This is a genomic window from Paenibacillus tundrae (assembly GCF_030812775.1).
GTDB lineage: Bacteria > Bacillota > Bacilli > Paenibacillales > Paenibacillaceae > Paenibacillus > Paenibacillus tundrae_A.
Map to the genome: position 1 here is coordinate 1 of NZ_JAUSTI010000017.1, position 14747 is coordinate 14747.

Annotated in this window: 17 protein-coding genes; 1 reads left to right on the plus strand and 16 read right to left on the minus strand. The window is 44.3% G+C overall.

Annotation, left to right across the window (positions count from 1 at the left end):
• Nucleotides 1-499 precede the first annotated feature (499 nt).
• Entirely contained in the window at nt 500-1381 is an 882-nt protein-coding gene (locus J2T19_RS22865) for a nucleotidyltransferase-like protein (RefSeq protein WP_307219916.1), read from the minus strand.
• A 122-nt stretch (nt 1382-1503) separates the two neighbouring features.
• Here J2T19_RS22865 and J2T19_RS22870 point away from each other — a divergent pair, with 122 nt between their 5' ends.
• Entirely contained in the window at nt 1504-1875 is a 372-nt protein-coding gene (locus J2T19_RS22870) for a DUF2614 family zinc ribbon-containing protein (RefSeq protein WP_145051590.1), read from the plus strand.
• 216 nt (nt 1876-2091) lie between these two features.
• Here J2T19_RS22870 and J2T19_RS22875 read toward each other — a convergent pair whose 3' ends face one another.
• The 15 genes from J2T19_RS22875 to J2T19_RS22945 all read right to left on the minus strand — a co-directional run bounded on the left by J2T19_RS22875 (nt 2092) and on the right by J2T19_RS22945 (nt 14744).
• Nucleotides 2092-3843 (minus strand): glycosyl hydrolase family 18 protein, encoded by a 1752-nt coding sequence (locus J2T19_RS22875; RefSeq protein WP_370874934.1) that lies wholly within the window; start codon nt 3841-3843, stop codon nt 2092-2094.
• Nucleotides 3844-3950: 107 nt separating this feature from the next.
• Nucleotides 3951-4373 carry a peroxide-responsive transcriptional repressor PerR gene (perR, locus tag J2T19_RS22880; RefSeq protein WP_056693464.1) on the minus strand — a complete coding sequence of 141 codons (423 nt, stop codon included), beginning with the start codon at nt 4371-4373 and terminating at the stop codon, nt 3951-3953.
• A gap of 163 nt (nt 4374-4536) precedes the next feature.
• A complete protein-coding gene (locus tag J2T19_RS22885; RefSeq protein WP_307219924.1) occupies nt 4537-5940 on the minus strand; it encodes a DUF4097 family beta strand repeat-containing protein in 1404 nt (467 codons plus the stop codon).
• A gap of 26 nt (nt 5941-5966) precedes the next feature.
• Nucleotides 5967-6521, minus strand: a complete 555-nt coding sequence (locus J2T19_RS22890; RefSeq protein ID WP_307219926.1) for a hypothetical protein — start codon at nt 6519-6521, stop codon at nt 5967-5969.
• A 208-nt stretch (nt 6522-6729) separates the two neighbouring features.
• Entirely contained in the window at nt 6730-7440 is a 711-nt protein-coding gene (locus J2T19_RS22895) for an MgtC/SapB family protein (protein ID WP_145051599.1), read from the minus strand.
• A 91-nt stretch (nt 7441-7531) separates the two neighbouring features.
• Nucleotides 7532-7960 carry a GNAT family N-acetyltransferase gene (locus tag J2T19_RS22900; RefSeq protein WP_307219932.1) on the minus strand — a complete coding sequence of 143 codons (429 nt, stop codon included), beginning with the start codon at nt 7958-7960 and terminating at the stop codon, nt 7532-7534.
• A 217-nt stretch (nt 7961-8177) separates the two neighbouring features.
• Nucleotides 8178-9617, minus strand: a complete 1440-nt coding sequence (gatB, locus tag J2T19_RS22905; RefSeq protein WP_307219934.1) for an Asp-tRNA(Asn)/Glu-tRNA(Gln) amidotransferase subunit GatB — start codon at nt 9615-9617, stop codon at nt 8178-8180.
• Nucleotides 9618-9643: 26 nt separating this feature from the next.
• Nucleotides 9644-11101: an Asp-tRNA(Asn)/Glu-tRNA(Gln) amidotransferase subunit GatA gene (gene gatA / locus J2T19_RS22910; protein ID WP_307219936.1), complete on the minus strand. Its 1458-nt coding sequence runs from the start codon at nt 11099-11101 to the stop codon at nt 9644-9646.
• A gap of 27 nt (nt 11102-11128) precedes the next feature.
• Nucleotides 11129-11416 (minus strand): Asp-tRNA(Asn)/Glu-tRNA(Gln) amidotransferase subunit GatC, encoded by a 288-nt coding sequence (gene gatC, locus J2T19_RS22915; protein WP_128103545.1) that lies wholly within the window; start codon nt 11414-11416, stop codon nt 11129-11131.
• Nucleotides 11417-11685: 269 nt separating this feature from the next.
• A complete protein-coding gene (locus J2T19_RS22920; protein WP_307219940.1) occupies nt 11686-12069 on the minus strand; it encodes an ATPase in 384 nt (127 codons plus the stop codon).
• Nucleotides 12070-12222: 153 nt separating this feature from the next.
• A complete protein-coding gene (locus tag J2T19_RS22925; RefSeq protein ID WP_056693445.1) occupies nt 12223-12438 on the minus strand; it encodes a hypothetical protein in 216 nt (71 codons plus the stop codon).
• On the minus strand, nt 12431-12763 hold the full coding sequence (locus J2T19_RS22930; RefSeq protein ID WP_307219943.1) for a YxlC family protein: 333 nt from the start codon (nt 12761-12763) through the stop codon (nt 12431-12433). The genes J2T19_RS22925 and J2T19_RS22930 overlap by 8 nt, the downstream gene beginning before the upstream one ends.
• On the minus strand, nt 12756-13319 hold the full coding sequence (sigY, locus tag J2T19_RS22935; RefSeq protein WP_307219946.1) for an RNA polymerase sigma factor SigY: 564 nt from the start codon (nt 13317-13319) through the stop codon (nt 12756-12758). Before sigY ends, J2T19_RS22930 begins: the two co-directional genes overlap by 8 nt.
• A gap of 61 nt (nt 13320-13380) precedes the next feature.
• Nucleotides 13381-13647 (minus strand): hypothetical protein, encoded by a 267-nt coding sequence (locus J2T19_RS22940; protein WP_307219948.1) that lies wholly within the window; start codon nt 13645-13647, stop codon nt 13381-13383.
• Nucleotides 13648-14111: 464 nt separating this feature from the next.
• Entirely contained in the window at nt 14112-14744 is a 633-nt protein-coding gene (locus J2T19_RS22945; RefSeq protein ID WP_307219949.1) for an MBL fold metallo-hydrolase, read from the minus strand.
• Nucleotides 14745-14747 lie beyond the last annotated feature (3 nt).

Here is a 14747-nt window from a genome sequence, read left to right on the forward strand (position 1 = left end):
AGCGTTCGTCCTGAGCCAGGATCAAACTCTCCAATAAAGTATTGAAAAGAGCGATTAGCTCATTTTGAATCTGACGAGATTAAAAATCTCATTTGCGCTTCGAAACCATCCAGTCCGAAGACATGTACGATTTCTCAGCGTCGATCTTGCAAGCAAGATCGTTACTCACTCGTTGTTCAGTTTTCAAAGATCAAACTTGAATCATATTACTTGTTTTTGTGTCAACCAAGTTTTCAGCGGCGACTTTTATAATGTAACACATTTCGTTTGTTTTCGTCAAGAACTTTTTTTTAAATTCTTTTTTTGAAGCATTTTGTTCTCGATGTTCTTCAGCAGAATCTGACTGTCTGTTACAACATTCTTCATTTGAGGAACGAAATATAATGTATCATAAATCATATTTAAGAGTCAACATTTTTTTATAAATTATTAAACAAACAAAAAAGGAAGGTTTCCCCTCCTCTTTTTATACAGTATAACTGTTGAGTCCAGCACTCATTTAATTCTCAATCCAGTAACGGATTTCGCGCCCTTCTCCCCCGATCAAGGAAGGCCAACCAGGTGATTCTTTTACTAATGAACGGAAAACCAGCTTACGCAGAATAAGCGGAAGATCTTTGGCAACAAACCTTAATTGAGGATGATGAACAAGTTCATCCATACTCCAAGGTTCTTTACGGCTACCTAACACACGTAGAAGCAGTCCCGAACATTCACTCATTTTGGACATGACAGAGAACTCGCAGGCTAGTAGAACAAGCTCCACACGTTGCTCCAGTGTCTCTGAGCTGACGGTAAGTTCCTGATATAGCTTCCACAATGCCCGATCCAAGCTCTGTACATGTGTCCAGACAGCGTGATCTGGGTATATTCCCTGTTCAATTAGTACGATTCTAGCCCAGTTCCCTAGAGCCTCAAGTACATTATAATACGCATCCACCACATGTCCTTCCTGAATGTAGCGTTTCGACTCCACATACATTCTAAGAAAGCTAGCGAATTCATGTAGAAGCTTTTGCTCTCGCAATTCTTTGCTAAAAGTAGATAACTCATCTCGCAGGGCACTTATGGCACCGTCAACTTCCCAGATGATCTCTCCTTCTATCAGGCATTGCATCATGTTGTCATTGTCCCCAGTAATCACACTGCCTCGCAGCTCATGTCTACTCGCATACATAATCTGATAACGCAGATCACCATATTTATAGTGCCCTACCTTGGATGCAACCTCATCTGATTCACATATAATAAGTACAAGCAATTCGAAATCCTGAATCAGGGAGCCGTGGAATCGCTCTCCCGGGTGGGAATAAGCGATAGCCCCAACTGCTCCCGTCTCTTCCGACTGTCCGGATAAAAAAGCTAGGTTCTTTAATTCCACGAGTCCCTCCATACAATTCATGGCAGATATGCGCCAAGTCAGTTATAATATAATTCTACAAGCAGGCTGAAGTTTCCTTCTTTTCCAGATACGATACTACTCATACGTTAGGAGCATTTTTCATGATTTTTAAATCAGCTAAAATTAATGCTTTTCGCACTTGGGGACTGTTGCTTACCATGCTAGGCATGGGTCTAATGGTCCTGGGTACGGCCGGAATTGTATTCTGGGGACATGCTGGCAAGATATTTGCAGCTGTAGGACTCGTCATTGGACTGGTTGCTATGTTGGCTAGTCTGGCGATCTACTTTTGGGCAGGCATGCTGTCAACGAGCGCTGTGCAAGTTGATTGTCCAGAGTGCGGCAAGTTAACCAAAATGCTGGGCAAGACAGATCGTTGCATGTTCTGTCATACCATCCTCACCCTAGATCCCAAACAGGCCAATACGATCGCCCCACAACTGAAAGCGCCTTCTCCTTCAAGTACAGACTAGGAATGATACAGACGAGAAAGATAAGTTTAGGCTCCTTAGATACCCATCATTCGCGACTGTTGTTAATGACCATTAAGATTTCAATAACAAAAAGACCCGGAATGATTACTCCGGGTCTTTTTGAATTCTATAATAGGATTAATGAAACGAAGATTATAAGTCCACTGCGTGTTCATTAGATTCTTAATCATGTAACAATGATGAGTTAGGATAAGTTTATTTGCCATAGCCAGCTTGTTTCAGCACTTCCCAGGCAGAGGCGTTTGCAAAACTACGGTTCCATGCAGCAACGCCGCCCAGTTCCAGCGAATCAATCAGATCCACACGTGCCTGGAGAGACACGGCGTCTTCTATCCATATTTTCTTCGTTGCGCCATCTTCCTCATATTCCACATAGTTCTGTCCACTGGCTTGATCCAGCACAGGCTTCAATTTCTTTTCTTTAATCAGATCTGTAACAGTATTCATGCCTACTGCCTTCGAAGACACTTTGACTTCTCCCTGTTCATTCTTCTCTTCAGTCCATATCCGTGTGTATAACGGAACAGCCATAATTAATTTATTGGCTGGCACTTCGTCTTCTTCTAAAATACGGCGCATAGATGCCTCTGTCCATGGCAGTGATGCTACTGATCCCGCCTTTGGACTTGCAGCCCAGTGTTCATCATAAGCCATCACAACAATATAGTCAGCGAAGGATCCCAGTGAACGACGATCTAGAAAAGCTGACCACATCTCACTGTTGGATTTTGGTGTTACATCAACAGAGAGCATCAAACCATGAATACGTGCCATCGCTTTAATTTCACGCACAAATTGAGTTATGTTAGGACCGTCATCCGTATAGACATTCTCAAAATCAATATTGATCCCATCCAGCTGATAGGTCTGCGCATACGTTAACATCTGCTCAATAATATGAGTACGTGTCTCATACGTTGCCATTGCTTCCTTCGTAATATCCGGATCAAAACTATTGTCGATCAATCCCCATACTTCCTTGCCAGAGCGGTGAGCCCAGTTAACGTAGCTCTTGTCAGCCTTACTTCTCAGGTTACCTTGCCCATCTGTGATATGGAACCAGGTTGGACTAACTACATTCACTCCTGGCAACTTGCCAATAGAAGAAATGTCTGGTTGGCGATTATAGACTGCCTCCCATACCAAGTTTACAGGCTTAGTCTGCCATTTCTTCTCAGCAGCAGTAAGTGTGAATTGAGGCTTGTCCAGCTCCTTTTGCTCAGTAAGGGTAATGTTCTTGTTGTCCATGTAACCGGCATATCCATTGTCGAGCTGTACAAAACTTTGTTCATCCCCAGTCTGCCACACCCTCAATCGGTCATCTTGCAGCATATCCGCAATTATAGGAGAACGCTCTCCCCCTTGTTTGTACAGCGGAACCGTCTTATCTGCTTTGGTCGATCCAGTATTCACGGTAGCATATTGTATCGTATCTCCCCCGCGCATGAGCAAGACTGCACCGGTTGTAGAATCTTCTTGTATAGCTATGCCATAGACCTCCTTCAGAGGTTTAAGCGGAATGTAGGCCTCATCCCCTACTACCTCCGGCTCTACCGACATCGGAAAATCCTTATGATTCAATTCTGCTTGTGTGCTGTCTACCTTCATATGCAGCACTCGTTGGGGTGAAGCAATAATAATATCACCGGTAGCAGCTTCATAACGAATGCCTGGATCAATGACATCCTGCAGTACGCTGACAGGTAGCTTGAGCTCGTTTCCTGAACCTGAAGCCTGCCCCTCCATACGCTGTCCTTCTACAAAAATAGGTTGTTTCATCCCAATCCAATCGGGTTCTTCATAAGTTGGATTAAGCCATACATTCGTAATAAGCCAGTAAGCAGCGCCAGCAACGATACAAGCCCCAAGTAAACCAGGCCAGAACGAGCGACGTTTCTGACGTGTATATCTGTTTTTTCTACTCAACAGTCTACCTCCGTTATTCATGCTGAATCTAATCATTATGCATACATAACATCATCTAATAGCCTTAAAAACAAAAAACGTGAAGAATTCAACCGAATTCCACACGTTAATATTGTAATTCAGCTCTCTTAAGTCCTGCAACTTTTACATACACCATAGACTTCCAGTCGGTGACCATGTACTTCAAACCCAGTACTTGTCTCCGCCTGCAGCTCCACGCTTTTTAACGAAGGATAGCTGAAATCTTCAATTTTGCCGCATTGATCACATATCACATGGTAATGATCCGTGACATTGGCATCGAAGCGACTTGAATTGTCTCCGTATGTTAATTCCCGAACCATGCCGGCTTCCAAAAACATCTTCAAATTGTTATATACAGTCGCCACGCTCATACTGGGAAATTGGGGTTCAAGCGCACGGTAAATTTCATCGGCTGTTGGATGCCCCATAGATTCCATCAGATAATTCAATATGGCATGACGCTGGGGTGTAATACGGACACCGGTCGTTTTCAGATGCTCCAACGCATGTTGGACACGTGTTGCCATAAAACCCACCGCCTTACCTTTCGTTCTCTAAATGAAGATCACATCATCGCCATTCAGAGTTTGATCTTAGGCAGGAACAACGGCCAACCGTCTATCCCACCGTGTCACCTTACCTTATGATAGTTATTGTACGGCGACTACAAGTTTGTTGTCAACGCGGCAGTCACGGAACTTCCGGTGGATTGTCCTGGGAATTTTGCTCATTCTCACCCAACTGTTCCACGTCATCCCCTGTATCTTCTACATTTTGTACATCTACATTAGGTGACATGACTTCAGGATTCTCATTGATCGTCAGATCGCTATTCCCTTCAACTTTAACCGTATATTCCCCTTCGCCTAATTGACCTTCAATCGTTTTGTTTCGCACTGTAAACGGTAGATCTGTTAACAGGTCGCCATAGCTGCTGGAGCCATTCAGTTTATAGTCACCTTGATTCGGTATCAATATATTAATTGCGCCGACCGCACTGTACACTTCCCAATCGCCACCTATTTTGGTCGAAGTAATGCTGATGCTCCCATTTAACGATTGAGCTCTGATGCCCAGATTTGCATTGTCCAAGGTGATATTCCCGTTTCTAGTCTCCGCCGTAAACTCACCAACAGAATCGGTAATACTGATACTGCCCACTTGTGTCGTTAAATCTACATCTCCAGATACCCCACGAGCTTTCATATCTCCTCGATTACTATCTAGGTCAACATTGCCAATCGCATTAGCTACAATGACATCGCCATTCAGCGTTTTGCCTGAAATATCGCCTACCGCATTCGTAATTCGAATACGTCCGTTTCCCGTCTCAGCCATAATGGTGCTGATCGCTTCAGGGCGGTTCAATAAGATCGCACCATTGGATGTGCGAATGTCCAGATTAAAACGACGGTCATCAGGGACAGTAATGGTCATATTCATCCGTGGCTGTGTTTTTTCATTTTCTCCATAAGTCTTGCCCGTAGCTTTGATATAAATAACTTTTGTGCCCTCTGTCTCAACAAACGAAGCATCTGCTACAGCCTTAGCCTGAACCTCTGACGTATTGTCCACCCAGACAACCGTACGCACTTCAATTTCGTCTGTGTCTCCGCGCTGGAACGCAATATCTCCATTTACGCCTTGAACGACAATGTCCGAAGTTTCCATCTCCACGGGTACACGTATGGTTCCTTTATCTTGCATGTATCCAGCAGCTTGGCTATAGTCCATTGATGCAGCTCCGAGATTGAGACTCACCCTGTTCCATAAATGCATGTAATGATCCTGCTCTGTCACGATGAACACAGAAGCCGTAAGCACAAGAGATGCCAATATCCCTTTCGCATCCGGCCTAAAACGCATTTTCACCTTCTCGCCTTTTACTTCCTGTGTTAAGGTCTTTCTCTTGCGAAGAAACCAGAGGAATAATAGGATGCATTCGAAACCAAGTGCAATGAGTAGCAATGGCCACCAATCCACAATTTCATAGAAATAGTCGGTTCCCCACTGCTTATCCATAATCAATAGAACACCAACTGATATGATTAAGGAGGCAGCCGTATAGCGACCAACTCGGATTTTACGGTTCATCGTTTCCCCTCCTAAGATAACGTCATCTACACTTTCGTTTTACGCAGCATACCCCATATTTCACGACCAAATATAATTAAGCCACCTATAATTAACAAGACTGCAAACACATATCCTCCATACAGCGCCAAGACCTCTTGGAACCAACGGGGTTTACGGAAGAACAATACCATGAGTGCTCCGCCTACAATGAGTAACAGTCCAAATGATATCCCTCTTTCCCAGAGCATAAGCGCTTCTCCTGCAGCCCGCTCATTTGGTTCAGGCTTGTCCGAGCCCCCAAGTACATTCACTCTACGCCTGCGCATCATCACCCAGTCCGCCGATTGTAATACATCATACACATTGTAGAAATAGATTATTGGAATACATAAAGCCAGCAGGATCAACAGCGGTACGTTAATCTGTATGCCGATCGATGAGAAATACAAGAGCGCCGACAAGTCCAGTAGAATGAGCAGCATAAACGTAAGACCTCTCATATATAGACGCAAATAAATATGCCCCATACCCGGAATAATGGCACTTAATAGCCCAGCGAGGAATTTATGTGTTCGGTTCCGAATGGGTTTGTTTTGCATCATATTTCTACTTTTCCGAGGTTGATTCTTCTGTTTTCTGTGTTGCTTCTTGCTTACCATGACATGCCCCTTTCCTCAAGAAATGATGCTCACGCTCTTCGTGCATTTGGTTAGATAGTACCCTAAAGCGGCAGAAGAGTAACTGGAAGAAAAATGGATACAACCAAAAACCCTCCGCCACTACTGGCCTGGGGAGGGCTGGATTCATTTATTCTACAGATACCTTGGTAATATGTTCTCGCTCTCTCAATTTGGATACAAGCTGTACTGTACTATAATCATGCGGCACATGAACATGCAGGACAACTTCAATTTTACGCTCGACGGAGACCATTTCTGCATAAGCCAAGTCTTGTTCATTTACTGTAATTTTGCGTATTTTGATCTTCTCATGCTCCAAAAAGGAAGATATCTGCTCCAGAAAGCCGGGTTCAGATAACGTATGGAGTGTGACGACATGAAGCTTGTTACCTCGAATGTACCTTAACTCCAGCTTATTAAATACCCAAAGGTTAAGCAGAACTAAGACCGTGGATACGATGGATGCAAAAAAGAACCCCGCGCCTGCGGCAAGCCCAATGGCTGCAACCACCCAGATTGATGCTGCAGTCGTTAAACCAGTGATTGATTTTCCGGTGAAAAGAATCGTTCCTGCTCCCAAAAATCCGACACCCGTAATAACCGCTGTCGCTAGACGTGCCGGATCGATCCGTACATTTAATTCATTTGCAAAATCTTTAAATCCATAAACAGATAACATCATAATTAATGCCGATCCAAGACATACCAGAATATGCGTACGCAAACCAGCCGCATGATTCGAACGTTCACGCTCTAAACCTACAAGCCCTCCCAGTAACATCGCAAGCAATAACCGTAACAAAATATGCCACTCATCAATAAACCAAGGATTACCCAAAGCCGGTGCTCCCCCTCCAAGTTGTTAACATCTTTAATCATTAATATCTAATATTTATTCCCCAACTAATGTTGTCATACCTAAGATGAGACTAACTCTTGTGAAACGTCGTTAGTTCCACACCAGGGGCAATCTGCACAACCTCTACAGGTTTGAAGCCAAACTTAGTGTATAGATTCACTGCGGGTTGGTTCAAGGTGCCTGTAGACACGATATATCGAGGCACATGGGGATACTGCTCAAACACATGAGACATTAATGCAGCTGCAATTCCTTGACGAAAATGATTCGGATGCACCATCATCCGTGTAATCGTCAACGTATTTTCCTCTTCCTTCGCTACGGCGACAGCACCAAGAAGTTCACCCTCACCATCCATGCAACCATAAAAAGTCTCACCACAGTTCTGGAGTGTCTCGATCGTATCCATCAGAGGTGGGATCTCTTGAAATCCGATAATTTCAGCTTCTAACCGATACGCCACATGCTGAAGCCGCCAGAGCTGGCTCACTGTCTCCATCTCGTATAATGCCAAAGCTTGGATATGCACCTTCCCTCATCTCCCTCCTGCGCAATATAAATTGAACTGTATGAATAAGGTGCCTAGTTGTAAAAAAACATGTACACGCCTACTCCAAAGATAGAATATGTTTCTATCGTCGCGATCTTCAATTTGTTTTACAAAAAAGAGGCTGTCGCAGGGACGAGCCTCTTTCTGTCCGGTCTCACCGGCTGGATTAGCGGTTCAGTACGTCTGTCAGTAGTTTATTGGCCAAGCCTGGATTGGCTTTCCCTTTACTTTCTTTCATAACCTGACCAACTAAGAAACCGATGGCTTTTTGTTTACCAGCCTTGTAATCCTCAACGGATTGAGGGTTGTTTGCAACAACCTGCTCAACAATGGTAAGAATGGCTCCCTCGTCACTAATTTGGACAAGACCTTTCTCTTCAACGATCTGTTGTGGAAGTTTACCACTCTCCAGCATTTCTTTAAATACTGTTTTGGCAATCTTACTGCTAATTGTGCCCTTCTCAAGCAGTCCGATCATCTCACCTAGACCTTGACCTGTCAGAGGAACCTGAGACAACTCTAGGTTACTGGTGTTCAAGTGAGCGAGTAATTCACCCATGATCCAGTTGGATACCGTTTTGGCATCTTGTGTGTATTTCAAGCTATCTTCAAAAAGATCTGCAATCGCTTTGGATGAAGTAATAACCTCAGCATCGTAACTTGGCAGCCCATAATCCGCAGTATAGCGAGCTTTACGCTGGTCTGGAAGTTCAGGAATTGAAGCTCTAATCCGCTCTTTCCAAGCATCATCAATATGCAGGTTAACTAGATCTGGATCTGGGAAATAACGATAGTCATGCGCCTGCTCTTTACCACGCATCGTTAGTGTTTTGCCTTGTGCCTCGTCCCAACGACGAGTCTCTTGCACCACTTCACCGCCCTCATCCAGGATCTCAGCTTGGCGGAATTGTTCATATTCCAAACCACGCTGAACACCACGGAAGGAGTTCATGTTTTTGAGTTCAGCCCGTGTACCCAGCTTCTCTTGTCCATGTGGACGCAAACTGATGTTGGCATCACAACGAAGCGAGCCTTCTTCCATTTTCACATCAGACACTTCACAATATTGCATAATTGCACGTAGCTTCTCAAGATAAGCACGCGCTTCTTCAGGTGAAGAAATCTCTGGTTCTGATACAATCTCGACAAGCGGTGTGCCTACACGGTTAAAGTCAACTAATGAAGCATAGCCGCCATCAACGTGAGTCAGCTTACCTGCATCTTCCTCCAAATGGAGACGGGTAATGCCGATTCGTTTCGTTTCACCATTCACTTCGATATCAATCCAACCGTTCTCACCAATAGGTTGATCAAATTGTGAGATTTGGTACGCTTTTGGTGAATCCGGGTAGAAGTAGTTTTTACGGTCAAACTTACTAACATCAGCAATCGTACAGTTTAGAGCCATTGCGGCTTTCATCGCGTAATCAACTGCTTGACGATTCAATACAGGCAATACACCTGGGTGCCCGAGACAGACAGGGCAAGTATGCGTATTAGGCGGTGCTCCAAAGGCTGTGGAGCAACCGCAGAAAATTTTGGAATTCGTGTGCAACTCGACGTGGACCTCAAGTCCAACGACCGTTTCATATTTAGATGCGGACATTTCTATATTCCTCCGTTCCGGGCAGTCTACAGCTGCGGACGCTGCTTGTGGAATTCCGTATTTTGTTCAAACGCATGCGCTACACGCAGTACGGTTGTTTCATCAAAGGCTTTACCAATAATCTGCAACCCAACAGGAAGTCCATCCGAGAAACCACATGGAATGCTAACTGCAGGTACACCAGCAAGACTGACCGGAATCGTCAGAATATCATTAAGGTACATGGTCAGCGGATCATCCACTTGAGAACCTAGTTTGAACGCAGTTGTCGGAGCCGTCGGTCCGATAATTACATCATATTTAGCAAATACATTGTCGAAATCTTGCTTGATCAATGTACGTACTTTTTGTGCTTTCAGGTAATACGCATCATAGTATCCGGAGCTAAGCGCATACGTACCCAGCATAATGCGTCGTTTCACCTCTGGCCCAAAGCCCTGACTACGAGACTGATGATACAGATCGAGTAGATTTTCAGGATTCTCTGCACGCACGCCATAACGAACACCATCAAACCGAGCAAGGTTCGATGAAGCTTCGGAGGAAGAGAGCAAGTAATACGTAGCCACTGCATATTCGGTATGCGGGAGTGATACTTCTTCCCAAGTTGCTCCAAGCCCTTCCAGTACCTTGAGTGCCTCCATAACTTTCTCTTTAACCTCTGGATCAACACCTTCACCGATGTATTCCTTCGGTACAGCAATACGAAGCCCTTTGACATCGCCGGTAAGACCACTCAAATAATCGGGAATGTCGACTTTTGCAGATGTCGAATCTTTGGCATCATAACCAGCAATGGCTTGCAGGACATAGGCAGAATCTTCGACATTTTTAGTCAATGGCCCGATCTGATCCAATGAAGATGCAAAAGCTACTAGGCCAAAACGAGATACTAATCCATACGTTGGCTTCAGACCAACGACACCGCAATACGAAGCCGGCTGTCTAATTGAACCACCTGTATCTGATCCAAGTGTAAAGTATGCCTCTCCAGCTGCAACAGCTGCTGCCGACCCACCGCTCGATCCACCAGGTACACGATCCAGTGCCCATGGGTTACGAACAGGATAGAAGCTTGAGTTTTCATTCGAACCACCCATAGCGAATTCATCCATGTTCAATTTACCGATCGTTACAGTATCTGCCGCTCTAAGCTTCTCCACAACCGTTGCATCATACACCGGATCGAAATTGCTCAGAAATTGGCTAGCACATGTGGTCCGCAATCCGTTCGTAACGATATTGTCCTTGATCCCTACTGGCAATCCAAAGAGCAGACCTTTTTCCTCTCCACTAACAAGACGGTCATCCAACTGGCGTGCACGGGCACGGGCACGTTCCTCATCCAATGACAAATATGCCTTTACCTTATCTTCACGTACACCAATGTTCTCATATGCTTGATTCACGAGATCGCTGACCGACAACTCCTTGGCGTGCAGCTTGTTATGTATCTCCGGCAACGATTGTTCAAATAAACTCACGATGTTCGTCCTCCTTCCGGTTATCGGTTATTCCATTACAGCAGGTACTTTGAATTGACCTTCTTCTTCATCCGGTGCATTGTGCATTACCTGTTCGATTGACAAACTTTCTTTTGTCTCATCTTCACGCATCACGTTGCTTACGTGCAGGACATGACTGGTAGGTGCAATGTCGTCTGTGTTCAGCTCATTCAGCTTCTCTGCATATTTTAAAATCGCGTTCAGCTGTCCTGTCAGCATCTGCTCTTCATCAGAAGTCAGATTGAGCCTAGCCAGCTTGGCCACATGCTGAACGTCATTGTTTGAAATACTCATTTTCGGATGGCCTCCTTCATTTCGTTCAACTTCCCGAAACCGCCTAAAACGAATCGCTCGTTTAACGGGCTAAAGTCCCAAGATAACTTTTTTTATTATAGGGGAGATAGTTCGACAATTCAATGCAAAGACCCGAGACTTGTGTAATATGCAAAATAACACCACAATATGAAGCAAATCTAAGAAGATGCTCAGTCTATGATCCACTCTCTTCCTTCTCCTATAACTAACGTCTATCTAATAAAAAAGAGCCGGCATCAGCCGACTCTCTAAATCCATGCTCGCAGATTAACCTGCTTTATAAAATCCGCTTGTGACATCACTTCGTCCGCGGTTTCCTCTTCCTCTTCCACAGCTTGAAAATCTCCGTTCATCAGATGATGAAACAGCTTCTCATTGTGTGTCGCAAGGGCGTAATCTATCAACGCTTCTCGCTCGACCCGCTCAGCTTCTTGCTTCAGCAGAACCTCTTCCAGATCAACGTCACCGGATGGAACAAAAAAGTTCCGGTTCATTTGCGGTACTCGAAGCACGTAATCGAACGCATTGTCCGGATTCCGGTCATAAGCGATGATGAATCCATATTCCCCCACAGGAAGATTCTGCTCAAACGCATCCGCGACGATGACAACCTTCTCTCCTAAACGTAGCATCGTCTAACCTCCTGGTAGTCTAACTTTTAATTATTTGTATAGTCTACTAGAAAAGAATAGCGATGTCTAGGAATACTAGAATTATACAACATATTTGTGCAAAATCTTTTTTGGAGCGTTATTACGCAAACGAATATTACTATTCTGTGCTCATTATCGCAATCTACGATTGGAACGAATAACGACAAACCAATACACAATAAGAGGTGTTGGAAATCCGGTAATACCCCACAATCCCCATAACCAAGGGAAACGTCCACGTCTGCGTGCATCCTGAAAGATCCATGTACCCTGGATTAGCAACAGAACGGCGATGATGACAATCCAGACCAAGGGTACTTCTTCCAGAGGATAACGGAAATTATTCATGTGTAGTCTCCTTCCGTTTTCCTACCCATATCAACGCTATAGCAATGGCAGCAACCACACTAAGTACCTGAATACCCAAATAAACGGCAGGAGAGGAACGGATTAATAATGCACCTAACGTGAGAAGCATTATGCCAACCAACCAAAACAAGAGCATTTCCACCCGATCTGCTCGGCGTTTACTCTGTCTTCGTTCCTTAACTTGGGCTTCAAGTGACGCTAATGAAGGAATATTCACAGGTTCATATGCTTCGTCCAGCACCTTCATCTGTTGATTCAATCGTTCTAGCATCTCCCGCTGGGCCTGCTCATCCGATCTATTCATATTCCTGTAGCTCCTTTCTCAATTGACGAAGACCATACGCTGTGCGCGACTTCGCCGTCCCAGATGGAATATCTAACATCTGACCAATTTCATCATACCCGTAGCCGTAATAATGTTTCAGAAGGACTGCGATCCGATGTTCAGGTGTTAGTCTGGTCATCGCATCCATAACATCCGTCCATTCCTCATTGCGACGTTCAAATTGCCAGCGCAACTTCCTAATCGCCTGATTCCGGATGACTTCCAACCAGTTCTGTTCTCTGCGTCTGCGTCGTGTCTTGTCAATATAAATACGTGTCGCAATAGTAATCATCCAAGATGAGAAAGCAGACGATCCATCATACCGATGAATATTCTCCATGCATCGAATCATCGTATCTTGCACCGTCTCTTCTGCAAGACTCGGATCCATTGTCACTTTAACGAGATACTTATATACAAATGCATAGTGACGTTGTAATAACTCAGCCAGTGCACTGTCGTCTCCTTCTGCCGCTCTGCGAACTTCTTCCAATTCGGCTGCCTTCATCTGGCCTATCACCTGCTTCCCGTTCATGTAAAGATAGTACGAAGTGAAATCCATAAACGTTCAAAGGTTAGCTCAAACTTTTTCACGATCAGATTTCATTGCGGTGTTCTTGCAGTTTAATAAACCAGGGTTGCTTCCTTACTTGATTCTTTAATAACCGACTTTTCCATAAATTGTGCTTCTGTTCTAACGTTTCGTTTAATTGATGATTACTGCTATTCATCTGCATACTCTGGTTATGTACTTGAGACCGCTCTACGACCAAATCTAATCTATTGTTCTCCATTCGACGACCTTCTTCAATAACGTAATGTTCGTTACGCTCTCCGAACTGGATTACTCGTCTTTTCTCCACTTCTACTTCCCCGCCCTCTAGTTACTTCTACTTTTGCTTTTACTCCACTTCTTCTTCTACACTTGTATATTCGCTCTTATTACTGCTAACAAAACAGCTTAAAACGTATTGCTACCTATACACTTCTCAAACAATCTCTTCCCCATTCATTCCTCTTGTCTACATATGTATCTTGCCCAATCTATAGCCTAATACTGTCCTCATGTCTATCTCCGCCGAATCTTGTCAAACTGTATATCTACTTGGCAAAAAGGTGCTGAAAACAAAAAAAGAACGCAAACCGGGTATAGACCACAGTCTGCGTGCTTCGCAAGGTTGGGTATTTCTGATTAACGCTTCAGTTAGATGATGCTGTACAGCTTGTAACAACTAATTGCTATTCTAATGAAAAAAATGTCACTTGTCCAGACTTTCTTCTCATCAAAATGACAGATTGTTATCTTTCAGCCGATAAGCTTGTCGAATTACCTTGCAGATACGTAAGGATTATTCTGCTTCTCATATCCGATGGTTGTTTTGGGTCCATGACCAGGATGGACTCTAACCTCATCGCCAAAGGTGTACAGCTTATTCTGGATTGAATCGATCAGATCACGTTCGCGTCCACCTGTTAGATCGGTTCTTCCTACGCCCATACGGAATAGAACATCCCCAGCAAATAGATCTTCACCACATAACAAGCTCACACTACCAGGTGAATGACCTGGAGTATGGAATACGTGGAATGTATGACCGATGAAGTTCAGTTTCTGACCTTCATCCATCGCATATTCAGCAGGATCTGTCGAAAGCGGAGGTGTAGCTTGCGGCCAGTTCATCGAACCATTTAACTTCGGAGAAGACAACCAATCGCTCTCCAGATCATGCAAGTAGACAGGGCAACCCTTCATTTTACGGATTTCGTCCACACCGCCCATATGATCAAAATGAGCATGAGTCAACACAATCGCTTCAATCTCCAAATCCTGAATCGCCTTTACCAGTGCACCCGGGTTCATTCCTGGGTCAATGATTATTGCTTTGCCCGGATTTTCCCCCTGCAGAAGGTAAGCGTTAGTCTGTAGCGGGCCTAGTGTAAACGTACGAATCTTCAACATATT

Coding starts and splice junctions, on each gene's coding strand:
- J2T19_RS22925 (WP_056693445.1), bottom strand. CDS start 12,438: ATGAATAATTTCCGTTATCCTCTGGAAGAAGTACCCTTGGTCTGGATT.
- perR (WP_056693464.1), bottom strand. CDS start 4,373: ATGGCAACACGTGTCCAACATGCGTTGGAGCATCTGAAAACGACCGGT.
- J2T19_RS22890 (WP_307219926.1), bottom strand. CDS start 6,521: ATGCAAAACAAACCCATTCGGAACCGAACACATAAATTCCTCGCTGGG.
- sigY (WP_307219946.1), bottom strand. CDS start 13,319: ATGAACGGGAAGCAGGTGATAGGCCAGATGAAGGCAGCCGAATTGGAA.
- J2T19_RS22930 (WP_307219943.1), bottom strand. CDS start 12,763: ATGAATAGATCGGATGAGCAGGCCCAGCGGGAGATGCTAGAACGATTG.
- J2T19_RS22875 (WP_370874934.1), bottom strand. CDS start 3,843: ATGAATAACGGAGGTAGACTGTTGAGTAGAAAAAACAGATATACACGT.
- J2T19_RS22920 (WP_307219940.1), bottom strand. CDS start 12,069: ATGCTACGTTTAGGAGAGAAGGTTGTCATCGTCGCGGATGCGTTTGAG.
- gatC (WP_128103545.1), bottom strand. CDS start 11,416: ATGAGTATTTCAAACAATGACGTTCAGCATGTGGCCAAGCTGGCTAGG.
- J2T19_RS22870 (WP_145051590.1), top strand. CDS start 1,504: ATGATTTTTAAATCAGCTAAAATTAATGCTTTTCGCACTTGGGGACTG.
- gatB (WP_307219934.1), bottom strand. CDS start 9,617: ATGTCCGCATCTAAATATGAAACGGTCGTTGGACTTGAGGTCCACGTC.
- J2T19_RS22900 (WP_307219932.1), bottom strand. CDS start 7,960: ATGGAGACAGTGAGCCAGCTCTGGCGGCTTCAGCATGTGGCGTATCGG.
- J2T19_RS22945 (WP_307219949.1), bottom strand. CDS start 14,744: ATGTTGAAGATTCGTACGTTTACACTAGGCCCGCTACAGACTAACGCT.
- J2T19_RS22885 (WP_307219924.1), bottom strand. CDS start 5,940: ATGAACCGTAAAATCCGAGTTGGTCGCTATACGGCTGCCTCCTTAATC.